Genomic DNA, 17,014 nt, shown 5'->3' on the forward strand with positions numbered 1-17,014 from the left:
TGATTCTGAATCAGCCCAGCATCATCCGGTCGTCAGCCAGCTTATGTCCGCTGATCGCTTCGAATTCGCCAAGCAGACGCTCTACCGTCAGATCCTTTTTGCGCGTCTCATCGAAATCGAGGATGATCGAGCCTTTATCCATCATGATGAGCCGGTTGCCCAGGCGGATCGCCTGATCCATGTTATGGGTAACCATCAGTGTAGTCAGCTTCATCTCACGGACAATAGATTCCGTTAGGGTAGTGATCAGCTCGGCACGCGAAGGGTCCAGCGCAGCCGTATGCTCATCCAGCAGCAGAATCTGCGGCTGGGTGAAGGTCGCCATCAGCAGGCTCAGCGCCTGCCGCTCGCCTCCTGAGAGCAGCCCCACCTTGGCCCGCAGCCGGTCCTCTAGGCCGATGCCCAGGCGGCTGAGCTGTTCGCGGAACAGCGTACGTCTGTGCGTATTAACACCCAAGGACAGCCCGCGGGGCTTGCCCCGCTTGTAGGCCATAGCCAGGTTCTCCTCAATCGTCATATGCGGCGCAGTCCCGGCCATCGGGTCCTGGAAGACCCGGCCGATCCAGCGTGCTCGCTGGTACTCCGCCAGATGGCTGATCGAGCTGCCTTCAATACGCGCTTCCCCCAGATCGGGCTTCATCACGCCTGAGATAATATTCATCAGTGTAGATTTGCCGGCACCGTTACTGCCGATAATCGTTACGAAATCGCCCGCGTTCAGTTCAAGATCGATCCCCAGCAGCGCGACCTTCTCATCCGGCGAGCCGGGGTTGAACAGCTTACATACATTGTCAAGCTTCAACATTGGCGGCCCCTCCTCTCTGCTTACTGCGCTGAGCCAGCTCAGCAAGCTCTGCCGTCCGTCTGCGGGCCGTGCTCTTCTGCTTCACATACCGCTGAACCGACGGGAAGACGAGGGCAATAATGACGATAATTGCGGTGATCAGCTTGAGATCGGAAGGCTTGAGCCAAGACACCCGGAGTGCCAGAGCGACAACGATCCGGTACACGATGGAGCCGAGCAGCACAGCCAGTGTCGCCCGGAAGACGTTCTTCGCACCGAAGATCGCTTCCCCGATAATCACCGACGCAAGCCCGATAACAATCATACCGATCCCCATCGACGCATCGGCGAAGGAAGAATACTGGGCGATCAATGCGCCCGAGAGCGCCACCAGCCCGTTCGACAGGCTGATCCCCAGAATGGTTGTTGTATCTGTGTTCACCCCGAAGCTGCGGATCATCCGCGAGTTGTCGCCGGTGGCCCGCAGGGCCAGTCCCAGATCGGTGCGCAGGAACAGATCCATCAGGATTTTGACCAGTACAACGATAAAAGGCATGACCAGCAGCGGATTCATGGAGCTGAACAATGTGTCATCTCCCATCAAGGAGACATTCGGCTTCACCAGAATCCGCAGATTGATCGAATACAAGGCAATCATCATCAGAATCCCGGACAACAGCCCGTTGATTTTACCTTTGGTATGGAGCAGACCGGTACACATCCCTGCCGCCATTCCCCCGAGCATTGCGCACAAGGTCGCCAATAGCGGAGAATAACCGCTGCTGATCATCACTGCAGCAATCGCGCCGCCGGTTGTAAAGCTTCCATCCACCGTCAGATCGGGAAAATCCAGAATACGGAAGGTAATATACACCCCAAGTGCCATGAATGCGTAGAGCAGGCCCATTTCCAGAGCCCCGATTAATGAATTATACATTGCTGACTTCCTCCCTCAAGCGGCAAAGGGCGCCCAGCTCGGACGCACCCTGTTTATGAACTCTGTAGGTTATTGAATAATATTATTGCCCGGATCAGCCACTTCAGCCTTCATAGCATCCGTTACTTCAATTCCCTGTGCCGCCGCCGCCTTGAGATTAAGGACCAAGTCCAGCTTCTCCTGCATCGTCACCTTCATATCACCGGGACTTTTTCCGTTCTTAAGCACTTCTACCGCCATTTGGCCGACCTGATAGCCATGATCATAGTACTTGAAGCCTACTGTAGCAAAAGCACCCTTCTCCACCGTATCACGGTCTGCCGAGAAGAACGGAAGCTTGTTGTCGTTGGCCGTCTGGATAATGGCGTCTACGCCGCTGACCACGGAGTTATCGAGTGTAATGTACAGCGCATCCACGCGCCCTACAAGCGATTCCGCAGCCTGCTTCACTTCTGAAGTGTTGGTAATCGCCGCCTTCACCAGCTCGATCCCGTGCTTGTCCAGCTCACCCTTTGCGATATCAGCCATAACTACAGCATTGGGCTCCCCTTCATTAATAACCAGACCAAGCTTCTTCACCTTGGGGAACTGCGTCGCAATGAAGTTCATCAGGCGGGTAATCGACTCCGGATTAGTATCCGATACGCCGGACACATTGCCTCCGGGATGCTCAAGATCACTTACAATCTTGGCATCAAGAGGGTCGGTTACGGCAGCGAAGAGAATCGGAGTGTCCTTCACATTCTGCACGACAGCCTGAGCCGAAGGCGTTGCAATCCCCAGCACCAGATCGTTCTTGTCGCCGGCAATCTTCTGGGCAATGGACAGGTTGTTGGCCTGATCCGCCTGAGCGTTCTGAAGATCTACCTTCAGGTTCTCCCCTTCGACAATCCCGCCATCCTTCAGCGCAGCCAGGAATCCCTCACGGGTAGCGTCCAGTGACGGATGCTCCACATATTGCGAGATGGCAATCTTGTAGGACTTGGCATCGCCGGAGCCTGCACCCGAGGCAGGAGCTTCCGTCGCTGCGGCCGGGGCATTCCCGGTACCCGGGTCATTCTTCACTGCTGCATTATTGTTCCCGCAACCGGCAGCTACGAGCATCAAGGCCATACTTAGCCCCATCCAAATCTTCTTCGTCTTCATCAGATTACCCCTCTTCTTGTACGGGTTCAGCGCGAGAACCTGGGCTAGCGGTCCAGCATTATCGCTTTCATCTTTAAAAGCATTAAAGCGAAGGCCCGCAGCCTGTCCCCATCCGCTCCCCGAATCTATTAAACATATATTATATGTAGGTTGATTTCCCGTCAATCATTTAAGTGAGGTCCATATTTTACAAAATACGCACAATGAGTGCCTCCTCGCTTCAACAATCTGCGGTTTCTCTTGACATTGTTTGCTAAGGCCTGCAGCACATAAAATAAGCGGTCCTGCACAAACTTACCTTAAAGTTTGAAGATGGAGCGTGCCCCATGCCAATAATCAATCTGCGTACCAGCAAAATTTTATTATCCTCCGCCATCCTAGCTACCGCCATTGCCGGAACAACCGCCTGCAGCTACACCAGCAAGGACAGCACTCCCAAGGTTAACTCGCTGACGCCAACCGGAACGTTCGCAGGCAGCTATTATGAGAAGAATTCTTTTACCGACAAAGAAGGCAAGTATTGGATTCCGCTCAAACCGGCTATCGCCTCTATCGGCTTCCGGATGAAGGATGACACGGCAAGCGGCGGATACACCAAGCTCGGCTATAGTGATGTCATGTATATGCTGCGGCCGGATTCCAGCCAGGTGTTCTCATTGGGCCAGAAAATCACCCTTCCCGATGTTCCCGTCCGCCGCGAAGGTCAAATCTATATCACCCCCACCGCCTTGTCCAAGCTGCTGCAGACTGAGGTCGGCTGGAATCCCGTTACTGGCGAGATCAATATCGCGACTCCTTCTGATAGGGAGAATACAGAGGACTCCGCCAAGGTGGAGGCTGCGAAGCCGCTGCGGATTCAGAGTGTATCGAATGTGGACACGGGCGAGCTGGTCTCTTATGCCAAAAAATTTCTCGGTGTGCCTTATGATTTCGGTGCCGGACCGTATGAAGAGACCAAGCGCTTCGACTGCTCGTCCTTTACACGCCATGTCTTTCAGAAATTCGGGGTGGATCTGCCCCGGCTGGCCAAAGATCAGGACAATATCGGCAGACGGGTATCGCGCAGCTCGCTGGAGCCCGGCGACCTGATCTTCTTCACCGTACCCGGACGTTTCGAGAGCGACGCGGTTCCCGGTCATGTCGGTATCTACATCGGCGGCGGGAATTTCATTCACACCTGGGGTGACCCCGGCGTGCAGATCAGTGAGCTGGACAGCGGATACTGGAGCAACGTAATTCTGCACATGCAGCGCGTGCTCTAGAACAGGACACAATAAATGCAAGGCAGCTTGCCCGGGCTCGCTCACTTAGCGACCGGTCCGCTTCCTTGCATTTTTTTGCTGCAAATAAATGCTATTCCAAAGGTTACTCCCGGCTCTTCATGGAGGCATTCTCCGTTCGCTTCAACAATCACCCGCTATCCCTCTGCATCCCTGCCCGCACAAACCCTTTGAACCGGCTGCCCTGGTATGACAGCTCCCCCCGGTCCCCCTCTACAATCATGGAATATGCCCTCGGCTTCACTTCAAGCTCTCTGCGGCTGCCATTATGGAATTCAAAGGTCACATAATAACTCGTATGCGTTCCCATATGCCCTCTTCCGCCCCAAACCTCTGTCCGTTTGGCAACAGCCGTAACTACCCTTGATTGCAGAGGGCTGGTCTGGTTCGTCATCCAGGTCTTGAGCCCTCTCCAAATCGTGTAAGTAACAAAGCCCGCGATCAGCAGCAGAATGAGCTTTAACAAGAATGGCCCCTCCGTGAAAAACCCGCTCTGGCTGCTGGCAACGGCCGGGTACAAACCGTTAAATACGCCTGCATTATGCAAATTAACCGCTCCTTCCGAACATTTTTTCACAAAAAGTTCAATTTACTAGAGAATACGCAGCGTAGCAGCTCCGGTTTCGTTATTCCGTAGTCGCAGGCCTTGAAATAATAGCGTATTATATTTGGTCCTGCTAAGATCCTATGATATGCTTTAACTGCGATGTACAAAAAAAAGGGGGGGTTCTCATGAGGAGAGATTGGACGCGACTGACGCTGCTGGATCTGCTGAAGGCTGTGTTCCTTCCGGTGCTGCTGCTGATTTTTCTGATCATGGCCCTCCAGATGCTGCATGAACAAGAGCCTGAGATGCATTCTGTAAGGCCGGACCGCTATGAGCATAAGCTGGCCCAGCCAGTGCGCGTACATCATACGCAGATTTATGACACCCAGGCCGTCCGGCTTGCTCCCCGTGAGAACCCGCTGACGCTGGAGTCCGGACCTCCCGGGCTGCTGCTCTGTGTATCCCTGCTCCCCTTCATTTACATTCTGCTGAAGCGGCTGCTGCTGATTCCGCTGAAATATAATTCACATTTCGTAGGAGTACGGCTGTACGCTGAATGAAGCTGCAAGCGCCGTTATCCGCAACACAAATTCCGGTTTCCTGCTGAAAGGAGGAAATCTTATGAAAGTCAGATTTAGAAACGCTGCACCCTTACGTTACTCCAAGACCTTGCGTCTGCTGTCCACTGTAGGCGGAGGATTACTTGCAGCCGTGGGTCTGGAGCTATTCCTGATGCCGCATAAGCTGCTTCCGGGCGGCATTGCCGGATTATCCGCCCTGTTGTCCCATGTGACAGAAATGCGGCTTGGATTATTCCTGTTCCTGTTTAACCTTCCGTTTATTCTGATGTCGCGCAGGCAGATTAATCTCCGCTTTGCCTTGTATACGATGCTCGGCCTGATCTGTCTGACGGCAGGGTCTCTGGCACTGCACCATTTCCCGGCGGCAATCAGTGAGCCGCTGCCCGCGGCTATTGCCGGGGGACTATGTCTCGGGTTCGGCCTGGGCATCTCTGTACGCTTCGGTGGGCTGACCGCAGGAAGCGAGAAGCAGAGCGTACGGCTGCTGAACGGAGGGCCGCCCAAATCGGCTGAGATGCCGATCATGCTGTTCAACATGCTCATCCTGCTCTACGGCGGATCATTATTCGGCTGGGATCAGGCGATGTACAGTATCATTGCGTATCTGCTTGCCTTTGAAGCGCTGCGGTTCTCCTTAAGGGACCTCTCGCTCACGCAGGCGGTGTTCATTACCAGCAGCAAATGCGAGGAGATCCGCCGCAAGCTCCAGCAGACACTGGACCGCGAAGTGAAGCTCGTAAGATCCACAGGACCGGAGGGCGAGCCTGGTACGGTCTTCTGCCTGGCAAGCAGGCTGGAGGAAGAACAGCTCGCCTCTATCGTGCATGACTGTGATCAGGATAGCAAGATTGTGATCAATGCCGCGCGGAACAACCGCATCTCAGCGCTTTTCCGCAATAAGCCGCCGGGCTAAGCCGAATAGCCTTCAAGAATGGCGAAGAACAAGTAAAAAGCGTTCCCGTATGTTACTTACGGGAACGCTTTTTGGATTACAAGCCTATCGGAGCTTCCTGAAGCCCGCTATTTGTCAGCGGAACATCCCCCATAAGCGGATTAAGTGAAACGTATTGTTCGGATCAATCTTTTGGGCAATGACGAATTTCACAATTTGCTCTTCCTGTGCGTTCGTCAGCTTCTCATGCATCACCGACGAGGCATTACGCACCAGCTTGCGCACGACTGCTGTATCCTGCAGCTCCTGTTTGGAGATGCCGGTAATCATATTCTTGACGCGTTCCTTGACCGCCGGATTCTTCATTTTCAGCTTGATGCGATCCACCAGCTGCGGACTGATTCCATATTGCTGATAACCCAAGTACAGCACCTCCTGTCATATCCAATCATTCACAGTATATGAAGGCAGGTGCCCGGATGTGCCTGTTCAGTCAATTAAATCCCCCTGGAAAATTTGTTCCTGCTGCAAATACCCGCGCAGCGGCGCAACATCCGCAGAGGTCCAGAATGAAGCCTCCCGCAGCAGCTCAGCGGCATCATCGCGCGCCAGCTCCAGCGTCTCGAAGTCAGCGGTCATATCCGCCAGCCGGAATTCCGGCAGGCCGCTCTGCTTCGTCCCGAAGAAATCCCCCGGTCCCCGCAGCTCCAGATCACGCCGTGATACCTCGAATCCGTCATCCGTATCTGTCATCGCGGTCATCCGTTCACGCCCGATCTCCGACTTCGGATCAGCCATCAGCACACAGTAGGAAGCATGCTCCCCTCTGCCGACCCGGCCGCGCAGCTGATGCAGCTGAGACAGCCCGAAGCGGTCAGCATCCATGATGATCATCAGCGTAGCATTCGGGACATCGACACCGACCTCTACGACCGTTGTAGACACCAGAAGCTGCAGTTCGTTACTGTAGAAGTTCCGCATTACTTCATCCTTCTCAGACGGCGTCATTCTCCCGTGAAGCAAGCCCACCTTATAATCCGGAAAAGCCTGCGACATCTGCACATGCAGATCAATCGCATTCTGCACATCCAGCTTCTCCGACTCCTCAATCAGCGGACAGATCAGGTAAGCTTGCCGCCCCTGCCCGATCTCGCGGCTGATCAGGTTCATCACCCGCTCCATCAGATCCGGCTTCACCCAGTAGGTGGTGATCGGCACACGCCCCTTCGGCCGTTCGGACAACGTAGACACATCCATATCGCCAAAGACGGTGATCGCCAGCGTCCGCGGAATCGGAGTAGCGGTCATCGTCAGCACATCCGGGTTGTACCCCTTGCGCCGCAGAACACTGCGCTGGTTCACCCCGAAGCGGTGCTGCTCATCCGTAACCACAAGCCCCAGGCTGCGGAAGAAGACATCCTCCTGAATCAGCGCATGGGTTCCGACGACCACATCCAGCATACCCATCTGTAGAGAGGCCAGCAGGTCCTTCCGTTTGCGGCCGGACACGCTCCCGGTCAGCAAGCCCACGGTGATGCCGAACGGTTCGAACATGCTCGTGAGCGAGCGCATATGCTGCTCTGCCAGGATTTCAGTCGGCACCATCAGCGCACCCTGAAATCCGGATCTTACAGTCGCGTAGAGCGCTATGGCCGCGAGTACAGTTTTGCCGGAGCCCACATCGCCTTGAAGCAGCCGGTTCATGCAATACCCTGAACGCATATCCTGCAGAATCTCCAGCTCTACATGCTTCTGGGCATCGGTCAGCTCAAACGGCAGGCTGCGCACGAATTGCCTTACTGTTGCATTGTCCACCGTATGAACTACACCATCCATCCGGCCACGGTTCAGCACGCGGAAGGCTTGTACCTTGAGCTGGAACAGAAACAGCTCCTCATACACCATCCGGCGCCTTCCCTGCTGGCCCTCGCGCGTATCCTCCGGCTGATGGATCGTGGCAATGGCCCGCTTGCGTGACATGAAGTCATATTTGCGCATAATGCTGTGCGGCAGAATCTCCGGGATCAGGTCCCCGTACTGCTGTAGAGCCTGGCCGATAATTCGGCGAATCCAGGACTGTGTAATTTTGCCCCCGACAGAGTATACCGGTTGCAGCGTCCCTGTCTTGCCTTCCCCGCGGTCCGGGAATTCATAGTTGGTCACCGTAATCTGATTGCGCTTCTGGTCCCACTTCCCCGTCAGCACCACTTCACGGCCGACCGTCAGTTGTTCACGCGCATAATGCTGGTTGAACCACGTAGCAGTGAACATCCACGGCTCTGCCACCATCTTGCAGCTCATGCGTGACTTGCCTCCGAAGCGCTGGAGTACCGGAATACCGATGACCTTCGCTACCACGGTTGCCTTATCGCCGTGCTTGACCTCACTAAGAGATTTCGGACGGAAATCCTCATACCGGAAAGGGTAATACTCCAGCAAGTCCTTCACTGTAAAGACGCCAAAGGCGTGAAGCTCACTTTGCTTTTGAGCGCTCACGCCAGTTATTTGTTTCACTTGAATTGAATCCAAAGTAAGCACCATGTTCATCCCCTATACTTAGGCGGGCCAGATGAATACGGCTAAGGTTCCGTTCCCGACATGGCTGCCCACGACAGGGCCGACATTGGTCAGAACCTTCTCTTTCAAGGTGAAATGTCCGGCTAATTCCCGCAGGAACTCTTCGCCGGAAGCCGGTTCAGCTGTATGACCCACGGCCACATGTATTGTATTCACACCCGGCAGATCTGCCTTGAACAGCTCGATCATGCGGGCGACTGCCTTCTTGCGTCCCCTGACCTTCTCTACCGCATAGATAATGCCTTCCGCATCAATGGACAGGATCGGCTTGATATTGAGCAGCGTACCAAGGATGGCCGATGCCTTGCCGATTCTGCCACCCTTTTGCAGATATTCCAGGGTATCCACGAGAAAATACAGCTTGCGGGATTGGCGCAGACTCTCCACCTTCGCCAGAATCTCCGCAGGAGCATGCCCCTGCTCCGCCAGCCGGGCGGCCTCCACGACCATGAACCCGAAGCCGTATGAGGCGGAGAGGCTATCTACCACGGTGATAGCTTCTCCCTCCTCTTCCAGCATGGATTTGGCCATGACAGCAGACTGGTAGGTGCCGCTTAAGCCGGAGGAGATGTGGAAGGACAGGATTGAGCTGCCCGGATGCTGCTCCTGTATACGGCGGTACACATTCATATATTCTACAGGAGACGGCTGCGAAGTGGTCGGCAATTGCGGCGAGCGGGGAAGACGCTCGTAGAACTGTTCCGGAGTCATATCCACATTATCCCGGAATGCCTCTTCGCCGAACATCAGCGTCAGCGGAACGACTTCAATGCCGTACTGCTCCGCCAGAGCAGGCGGGATATCGGAGGTGCTGTCGGTAACGATTACGGTACGATTCATAATGTTCCTCCCCATGCTATGATTTGGCTGCGCCACTCATTTAAGAGATTCTACGGCTCAACTGAGAAAAGATAATAGTACAGCGGCTGGCCGCCTTCATGAATCTCTACCTCAACCTGCGGGTACGTCTCTTCCAGCCAGCTGCCGAGGGCATCCGTAATATCCGCCTCAGTGTCTGCACCGGTCAGCACAGTAACGATCTCGTCACCATTCACCAGCATGCTTGACAGCAGCTGCTTGCTGACCGTAAGCAAATCATCGGCAGCTGCAACAATCTTGGAGCTCTCGATGCCGATATACTGACCGGATTTGATCTCCAGATTCTCCATAACGGTATCCCGTACAGCATTGGTAATCTGTCCGGATTTGACCTGGGCAATCGCCTCCAGCATATTGCTGGTGTTGGTATCAACCGCATCCTCTTCCTGGAAGGCAAAGGCAGCCGAGATCCCCTGAGGGATACTCTTGCTTGGAATCACTGTAATCTCACGTTCGCCCTCCAGCAGCTCCTTGGCCTGCTGCGCAGCCAGGACGATATTGGAGTTATTCGGCAGAATGTAGATATGCTTGGCCGAAATGGAAGAGATCGCATTCACGAAATCCTCTGTGCTGGGATTCATCGTCTGGCCGCCGGCCAGGATCGCATCCACACCCAGACTGCGGAAGATATCCGAGATCCCGTCTCCTGAGGAGACCGCAATGAAGCCGTACGGCGCCAGATCATCCGCAGGAGGAACCGCCGGCGCCGGCACGCTGGCCTTCTCTTCCGGGATATCGGCGAAGACATCCGGCATCGGTGCGATGTCCATGCCGGCAGTCAACAGATCGCGGTGCTGCTCACGCATGTTAAGGATGTGAATCTGGGTAATCTCCCCGTGGACGAGCGCCAGGTTAAGCACCTCTCCGGGAGTCTTAGAATGCACATGCACCTTGATTGTCTCATCATCCGAGATGACGATGATTGAATCCCCGTTAACTGATAACGCTTTCCGAAAAGCTTCCTCATCAAAATCCGTTTTCACGGATGCGCCAAGCTGACGGTTAATGAAAAATTCCATATCATATAAAAATTCAATGTCTTCCGTATGGAGCTGTGATTGCGCGGAAGATTGTACGGAGGACAACGCATGCTCAGGTTTGGATAGCACAGGCGCCGGCACAGCTACAGGGGCCGCAGCTTGTCCTTGCACAGGAGTCTGTACAGGTGCTGAGACTGCTCCGCTGGTCAGATGCTGGTGGAAGCCTTCATAGATGTAGACCAGACCCTGGCCACCCGAATCCACCACGCCCACTTGCTTCAGCACAGGCAGCAGCTCAGGTGTATGCGCCAAGGCTTCCTTGGCTTTGGCCAGAACTTCGGTCATCAGCTCGATAATATCCGTTGTGCGGCGTGCATAATACACTGCATGTCTTGCAGCTTCCTTGGCAACCGTAAGAATGGTGCCTTCAACCGGCTTCACCACTGCCTTATAGGCGGTATCTACCCCGGTCTGCAGTGCTGCAGCGAACTGCTGTGTGTTAAGCTCATCATATTGGGCCGCATAACGTCCAAGACCTCTGAACAGCTGTGACAAAATAACGCCGGAGTTCCCCCGCGCGCCCATCAATAGTCCCTTCGACAGCACTCCCGCACATTGACCGACAGAGGCTGTGTTGTTTCTCTTCAATTCGTTCGCGCCTGCGGTCATAGTCAGATTCATGTTCGTGCCCGTATCGCCATCCGGCACCGGAAACACATTCAATGAATTGACATGCTCGGCATGCTGCTGCAGCATTTCCGCACCGGCTAGTACCATTGCGGTAAAATCTGTCCCGTTTATAGAACGCTTACTCAATGAGAATTCCCCTTCCTAACTTCATGCCTAATCAATTCGATGATCAACTGGACATAATGCACTAATTTATATTGTACTATAAGAGTCTGCAGAAATAAATGTTTTTGAATCGGTTGACGAAGCAATTTTTGCTGTGATATGATATTCAAGTATTGTTTTACGCAGGTGTAAGTAACAAGGAGGTGTAATCTATGTCCCGCACATGTACAGTAACAGGCAAGAAACCGGGCAGCGGTAACCACGTGTCTCACGCTAACAACCGCAACCGTCGCTCTTGGGGAGTTAACGTTCAGAAGGTTCGTATCTTGGTGAACGGCAAACCGAAACGCGTGTACGTCAGCACCCGTGCTTTGAAATCCGGTAAAGTTGAACGCGTCTAGTTTCCGATCATTACCGGGCCTGGCGATATCTCATACCAAGTAGAAACGGACATGCCGTTCTTACACAGACGGTATCCGTTTCAGCGAGAATAGAAGAGATATTATATTTGTAGCAAAAAGCACCCTTTACATTCGTAAGGTGCTTTTTTTCATATTTACTTGTCTTCTTTAACCTAACTCTTCTGAAACGTGTTCAAAATTGCTTTAACAAAACCTCCCAAAAATCTTGGCAGCTTGAACGTATAAAATTTCATAATTAACCCTCCCATCAATTCATGCCGTGCAGTAGGAGACTATCCTGTCTAGATGAAAAATATACCATCGATTGCAGACCTCCGCAAAAAAGGCTACATGAGATTTCTGCTCATGTAACCATATTTATGCGACCACAACTTGGCCTATACCTTCCGTATGCGAATGCAGCAGATTGAGGGTCAATTCGTTCAATAGTAAATGGGCGTCATCACCTATTGCCGGACAGCGCTGTCCGCCGCCTCTCGAATGGCCTTGATCGCTCCTGCGCGGTCGCTGCGGCCGAACACTGCATTACCTGCCACAAGCACATCCGCCCCTGCTTCAGCAACAAGCGGTGCCGTAGCTTCGGCTACTCCGCCGTCTACCTCGATAAGCAGACCCTTGTGATGGATCTCTTCAGCCCACTCCCGGAGCTGCGTAATCTTATGCAGTGTGCGCGGAATGAAGGCCTGCCCGCCGAAGCCCGGATTGACGGTCATCACAAGCACCATATCCACATCCTCCAGGACCTCACGCACCGCAGCAGCCGGCGTAGCCGGATTAATGGCCACCCCTGCCATCAGGCCGAGCTCCTTGATCTGATGGATTACACGATGCAGATGCACGCAGGCTTCGGCGTGTACTGTAATCACAGAAGCGCCCGCTGCCGCAAAATCAGCGATATAGCGTTCCGGGTTCTCAATCATTAAATGTACATCCAGAGGTAAAGAAGTATGGGATCTCACCGCGGACACAATCGCGGGACCCAGCGTAATATTCGGCACAAAATGTCCGTCCATCACATCTACATGAATCCAGTCCGCACCGCTGGCTTCCGCTTCGGCCACCTCTGCGCCCAGCGCTGCGAAATCTGCTGACAATATGGAAGGAGCAATTTTTACCATAAGTTTAGTACCTCCGCTTTTTATCTTTCATTTCATTAAAGAACAGCTTGTAATGCTCGTAACGGCTATCTGCAATATCCCCAGACTTCCAGGCTTCTATCACCTTGCAGCCCGGTTCGTGCAGATGGCTGCAGCCGCGGAATTTGCAGTTCTCCGCATAAGAGGCGAACTCCCGGAAGCACACGGACAGCTCATCCACTCCCAACTCCAGGAAATCCAGCTGGCTGAAGCCCGGAGTGTCGGCCACAAATCCTCCATTACCTATATCCATCAGCTCTACATGGCGTGTGGTGTGCCGTCCGCGCCCGAGACGGAGGCTGATTTCTCCTGTCTCCAGCGCCAGGCCCGGTACAAGGCGGTTGAGCAGTGTGGACTTCCCTACGCCCGACTGTCCCGAGAAGACGCTGATGATACCGGCCAGACGCTGACGCAGCTCATCCGCACCTGATCCGTTCAGCGAGCTTGTGACCATGACCTCGTAACCAATCTGCTCATATAGAGCTTTGACAGCTTCCGTAGCCTGCCCTTCATCATCGGCCAGATCCTGCTTCGTGAGCACAATCAGCGTCTCCAGGCCGGAATGCTCGATATGAACCAGGAACTTGTCCAGCAGATTAAGATTCATATCCGGCTCCCGCACGGAGAACAGCAGCACCGCGAGCTTCACGTTAGCCACCTGCGGGCGGATCAGCTCCGATTCACGGGGAAGCAGCTCATCTACCATGCCCTCCCCGTTCTCGGTCAGCACATAGATTACCCGGTCACCGACCAGCGGCGCAATTCCTTTCTTCTTCAGAATGCCGCGCCCCCGGCACTGTACCGCCTCTTCCTCAGTTACAATCTGTTCATCCTTGAGCGGCTTAACATAGTAATATCCGCTTAACGCTTTGATTATGATTCCTTCAGGCATACATGCTGAGCCTTCCTCTCCTGATATTTACGCAAATGACCCAAGTGTGTAGAACCCCGGGTCATTTCGCTGCTTCAGCCCTGCCCGTATTCCCGGCAGCCCGGCTGAAGCTTATCTCTGTTCTATTATTTATGGCCTTTATCTTTGCCTGGCTTGTTGTCAGAGCCCTTACCGTTAGCTTTTCCCTTACTGTTGCCCTTGCTGAGGGCGGAAGCCAGCTCATTGTTATTCTGTCCGTTACCCGGAACATAACCCGTCTGGTCCGTCTCGCCCGTCACCTCTCCTTCTCCTGTGTCCGGCGGAATAATCGCCGGCTCTGCTGTCGGCTCGGGAGCCGGAGTCTCAGTAGGCTGAACAGGCTCGGTAGGAGCAACTGTCGGTGCAGGCGTCTGTGTCTCCACCGGAGGCGGTTCAGGCTGCTGCACCGTGTTATTCTTGACATCGACATAAGTGATCGGATAAGTCTCCAGGAACTCCCCGTCCCGGTATACAGATACCATGCCGTCTTTATTAGGGGCAAGCAGCATGTTCACGGATAGGGTCTGGCTTTTGCCAATCGTGCGCGTGCCCCACTCCTGGTTCTCGCCTCCGTTGCGCGCATCGGCAAACACAATACGGATCTTGCTCTTCTTGCCTTCCGCAGCCGGTGCTACCGGCACATTGAACGTAAATTCCAGAGCTTCCGGAGGATATCCTGTGCTGATATAGATCGTGATCTTCTCACCTGGAGGAACCAGATCCCCCGGCTCATAGGCCCATTGCTTCGTTACCTTGCCCTTCTCGTGGATGAAGCTTGGCTCTTCCTTGACCGCGTCCAGCACTAGACCTACACTCTCCAGCGCAGCCTTGGCTTCCTTCTCCGTCTTCCCGATGAGATCCGGCATTTGGGTGCTTTCTTTACCTTTGCTCACGATTAGCTTGATAGTTACCGTATCAGGATCATATTCAGTGTCTGCGGCAGGCTCAGAGCTAATGACCTTACCCTTGGCAAATTCCTCACTGAAGCGTTCATCAGGAGTGATTCTGCTCTGGGCTATGCCAAGCGCGATTAACTCCTTGACGGCATCGTCATAACTCAGGTTAGAGACATCCTTAAGCTTGGGAAGAACCTTGGCGGCACTTACCGTCAGAATAATATGAGTTCCTTCTTTGACCATCGTATTGGTCTTGTTCTGCTTCCAGACAATATTCTCTTCGAAATTAGGATTATACTCAACCAGTGCGGGCTCCTCGGCAAACAGCCCCACAGCCTCAAGCTCAGCCTTGGCCTCCTGGAAGGTCTTCCCCGTCACCGCAGGCACCGAGACTTCATCGACCGACAGCTTGGAATTGACATACCATACAATTCCGGTCATGGCGATTAACACGACCAGCGTAAGGCTGATCCACAGCGCTGCACGGCTCTTGCGCTTCACAGCCGCAGGCGGCGGAGCTTCCTCCATACTGCGGATTCGCTCCTCTCCGCCGCCACGGCTGCTAAGCCCGCGCTGCAGCGGCTTGATCGCCGGAATGATGCGTGTTCTGTCCTCATCATCATCGTCCTGGAACAGCATCTTGGCTTCGCTGCGCCGTTCAGGCAGCAGACAGGTCTCCAGATCCTGCAGCATTTGCTTGGCCGACTGGTAGCGCTCCTCCGGGTTCTTGCGCATCGACTTCAGGATTACATTCTCCACGCTTTGCGGAATCAGCGGATTCAGCAGTCGCGGCTCCTCGAATTCCTCCTGCAGATGCTTCAGCGCCACGCTGATCGGACTCTCCCCTAAGAAAGGCAATACACCCGTAAGCATCTGATACAGTACGATGCCCAGGGAGTAGAGGTCCGACTTCTCGCCTGTAGTTACGCCCTTGGCATGCTCCGGCGAGAAATAATGCACGGAACCGACCACAGACCCCGTCTGGGTAATCGTAGTGGACGTAACCGCCCGGGCGATCCCGAAGTCGGTAACCTTAACCCGCCCGTTACGTCCAATCAAAATATTATGAGGCTTAATATCGCGGTGAATAATCTGGTTCATATGCGCATGGTCCAGCGCATCACAAATCTGCGAGGCAATCCGCACGGATTCATCCACCTGCATCGGTGCCCGCTCTTTGATAATCTCATTCAGGTTCTTGCCTTCAATATATTCCATAACGATATAATGGACTTCATCTTCCTGGCCGACATCGTATATGCTGACTACGTTGGGATGAGATAATGATGCAGCTGATTGCGCCTCCCGCCGGAACCGGCGGATGAATTCCTCATCATGCACAAATTGATTGCGCAGTACTTTGATAGCAACATTCCGGTTAAGCAGAATATCATGGGCTCTATAGACAAGCGCCATGCCTCCTCCGCCGATCCGTTCGATGACTTGGTAACGGCCGCCCAATTCGTGACCGATCATCTTTCCCACTCCTTTGTCTCGGGCACTGCGGCCTCTCCTTGGTGTTCCAGCATAGCAACGCTTATATTATCGCTGCCGCCCGCAAGCAATGCCAGTTGAAGTAATCGCTCTGCTCTTTCTTCCAGAGATATTTCATTAATTCCGGCTACCTTGCCCAGATGCTCCAGACTGACATAATTGCTGAGTCCATCACTGCACAGCAGCAGGAGCTCACCAATTGCAAGCGTAACATATGCCAGATCTGCGGATACCACTGTATCCGTCCCCAGCGCCCTGGTAAGCACATTGCGGCGCGGATGATTATCCAGCTCCTCCAGACTGATCTGGCCGTTCCTGAACAGCTCATTCACCAGCGTATGGTCCTCGGTTAGCTGCCTGGCTTCACCGTCCCGGATCAGATAAGCCCTGCTGTCTCCGATATGGCCGATATAGCCTGCCGACCCTTTCAGCAGTGCAGCAACAATGGTGGTCCCCATATTATGGAGCTTCTCATCGCTCTGAGCTTCTCTGTGAACTGTGTTATTGGCTTCCATGATGGCGGTAGTCAGCGCTTCCTTCAGCTCTGCCTCCGGGAGATCAGGCTCCAGCTGGTCCAGAATACCCCTGACCGTCTCAAGTGCAAGCCTGCTCGCGGTATCGCCAGCCAGATGCCCCCCCATCCCGTCGGCAATAATGCCGAGGGTATAACCGTGGCGCGTAGCGCCGATCCAGACTGAATCCTCATTGACGGTACGTACCCGGCCAATGTCGCTGGCTTGAACTGTTCTGATCAAATA

Annotated in this window: 17 protein-coding genes; 4 read left to right on the forward strand and 13 right to left on the reverse strand. The window is 53.9% G+C overall.

From position 1 onward, the window contains the following. Nucleotides 1-10: 10 nt before the first annotated feature. The 3 genes from C173_RS23875 to C173_RS23885 all read right to left on the reverse strand — a co-directional run bounded on the left by C173_RS23875 (nt 11) and on the right by C173_RS23885 (nt 2,867). Nucleotides 11-805 carry an ABC transporter ATP-binding protein gene (locus C173_RS23875; RefSeq protein WP_036729366.1) on the reverse strand — a complete coding sequence of 265 codons (795 nt, stop codon included), beginning with the start codon at nt 803-805 and terminating at the stop codon, nt 11-13. Continuing rightward, the gene (locus tag C173_RS23880; RefSeq protein ID WP_036729369.1) at nt 792-1,721 is read right to left on the reverse strand and encodes an ABC transporter permease; all 930 of its coding nucleotides are present in this window, start codon (nt 1,719-1,721) and stop codon (nt 792-794) included. Before C173_RS23880 ends, C173_RS23875 begins: the two co-directional genes overlap by 14 nt. A gap of 69 nt (nt 1,722-1,790) precedes the next feature. Then, nucleotides 1,791-2,867 (reverse strand): ABC transporter substrate-binding protein, encoded by a 1,077-nt coding sequence (locus C173_RS23885; protein WP_036729373.1) that lies wholly within the window; start codon nt 2,865-2,867, stop codon nt 1,791-1,793. Between the two features lie 326 nt (nt 2,868-3,193). Between C173_RS23885 and C173_RS23890 the strand changes: the two genes are divergently transcribed. Continuing rightward, nucleotides 3,194-4,129 (forward strand): C40 family peptidase, encoded by a 936-nt coding sequence (locus tag C173_RS23890; protein ID WP_235191997.1) that lies wholly within the window; start codon nt 3,194-3,196, stop codon nt 4,127-4,129. 148 nt (nt 4,130-4,277) lie between these two features. On the opposite strand, the gene C173_RS23895 is transcribed toward C173_RS23890, so the two are convergent. After that, a complete protein-coding gene (locus tag C173_RS23895; protein ID WP_063830950.1) occupies nt 4,278-4,613 on the reverse strand; it encodes a DUF2500 domain-containing protein in 336 nt (111 codons plus the stop codon). Between the two features lie 266 nt (nt 4,614-4,879). Between C173_RS23895 and C173_RS23900 the strand changes: the two genes are divergently transcribed. Both C173_RS23900 and C173_RS23905 read left to right on the forward strand, forming a co-directional pair. Next, the gene (locus tag C173_RS23900; RefSeq protein ID WP_036729375.1) at nt 4,880-5,254 is read left to right on the forward strand and encodes a hypothetical protein; all 375 of its coding nucleotides are present in this window, start codon (nt 4,880-4,882) and stop codon (nt 5,252-5,254) included. Between the two features lie 61 nt (nt 5,255-5,315). Next, entirely contained in the window at nt 5,316-6,188 is an 873-nt protein-coding gene (locus tag C173_RS23905; protein WP_051478331.1) for a YitT family protein, read from the forward strand. A gap of 114 nt (nt 6,189-6,302) precedes the next feature. Here C173_RS23905 and C173_RS23910 read toward each other — a convergent pair whose 3' ends face one another. From C173_RS23910 to C173_RS23925, 4 genes are all read right to left on the reverse strand, one after another. After that, nucleotides 6,303-6,590 carry a stage VI sporulation protein F gene (locus C173_RS23910; RefSeq protein WP_036729378.1) on the reverse strand — a complete coding sequence of 96 codons (288 nt, stop codon included), beginning with the start codon at nt 6,588-6,590 and terminating at the stop codon, nt 6,303-6,305. 66 nt (nt 6,591-6,656) lie between these two features. Continuing rightward, nucleotides 6,657-8,708, reverse strand: a complete 2,052-nt coding sequence (gene recG / locus C173_RS23915) for an ATP-dependent DNA helicase RecG (protein WP_036729380.1) — start codon at nt 8,706-8,708, stop codon at nt 6,657-6,659. A 15-nt stretch (nt 8,709-8,723) separates the two neighbouring features. After that, nucleotides 8,724-9,584 carry a DegV family protein gene (locus tag C173_RS23920; RefSeq protein WP_036729383.1) on the reverse strand — a complete coding sequence of 287 codons (861 nt, stop codon included), beginning with the start codon at nt 9,582-9,584 and terminating at the stop codon, nt 8,724-8,726. 50 nt (nt 9,585-9,634) lie between these two features. Beyond that, complete coding sequence (locus tag C173_RS23925; protein ID WP_036729386.1) at nt 9,635-11,419, reverse strand: DAK2 domain-containing protein; 1,785 nt, start codon at nt 11,417-11,419, stop codon at nt 9,635-9,637. 191 nt (nt 11,420-11,610) lie between these two features. Between C173_RS23925 and rpmB the strand changes: the two genes are divergently transcribed. Next, nucleotides 11,611-11,799 (forward strand): 50S ribosomal protein L28, encoded by a 189-nt coding sequence (gene rpmB / locus C173_RS33855; RefSeq protein WP_076074411.1) that lies wholly within the window; start codon nt 11,611-11,613, stop codon nt 11,797-11,799. Nucleotides 11,800-11,972: 173 nt separating this feature from the next. Here rpmB and spoVM read toward each other — a convergent pair whose 3' ends face one another. The 5 genes from spoVM to C173_RS23950 form a co-directional block, all read right to left on the reverse strand. Beyond that, entirely contained in the window at nt 11,973-12,053 is an 81-nt protein-coding gene (gene spoVM, locus C173_RS23930) for a stage V sporulation protein SpoVM (protein ID WP_020431362.1), read from the reverse strand. Nucleotides 12,054-12,266: 213 nt separating this feature from the next. Then, nucleotides 12,267-12,938, reverse strand: coding sequence for a ribulose-phosphate 3-epimerase (gene rpe / locus C173_RS23935; protein WP_036729389.1), 672 nt, complete (start codon nt 12,936-12,938; stop codon nt 12,267-12,269). A 4-nt stretch (nt 12,939-12,942) separates the two neighbouring features. Then, entirely contained in the window at nt 12,943-13,848 is a 906-nt protein-coding gene (gene rsgA / locus C173_RS23940) for a ribosome small subunit-dependent GTPase A (protein WP_036729391.1), read from the reverse strand. Nucleotides 13,849-13,973: 125 nt separating this feature from the next. Further along, nucleotides 13,974-16,238, reverse strand: a complete 2,265-nt coding sequence (gene pknB / locus C173_RS23945; protein ID WP_036729394.1) for a Stk1 family PASTA domain-containing Ser/Thr kinase — start codon at nt 16,236-16,238, stop codon at nt 13,974-13,976. Next, the gene (locus C173_RS23950) at nt 16,235-17,011 is read right to left on the reverse strand and encodes a Stp1/IreP family PP2C-type Ser/Thr phosphatase (RefSeq protein ID WP_036729396.1); all 777 of its coding nucleotides are present in this window, start codon (nt 17,009-17,011) and stop codon (nt 16,235-16,237) included. Before C173_RS23950 ends, pknB begins: the two co-directional genes overlap by 4 nt. Nucleotides 17,012-17,014 lie beyond the last annotated feature (3 nt).

This window comes from Paenibacillus sp. FSL R7-277 (genome assembly GCF_000517965.1).
In the GTDB taxonomy this organism is placed as follows: Bacteria; Bacillota; Bacilli; order Paenibacillales; family Paenibacillaceae; genus Paenibacillus_AQ; species Paenibacillus_AQ silagei.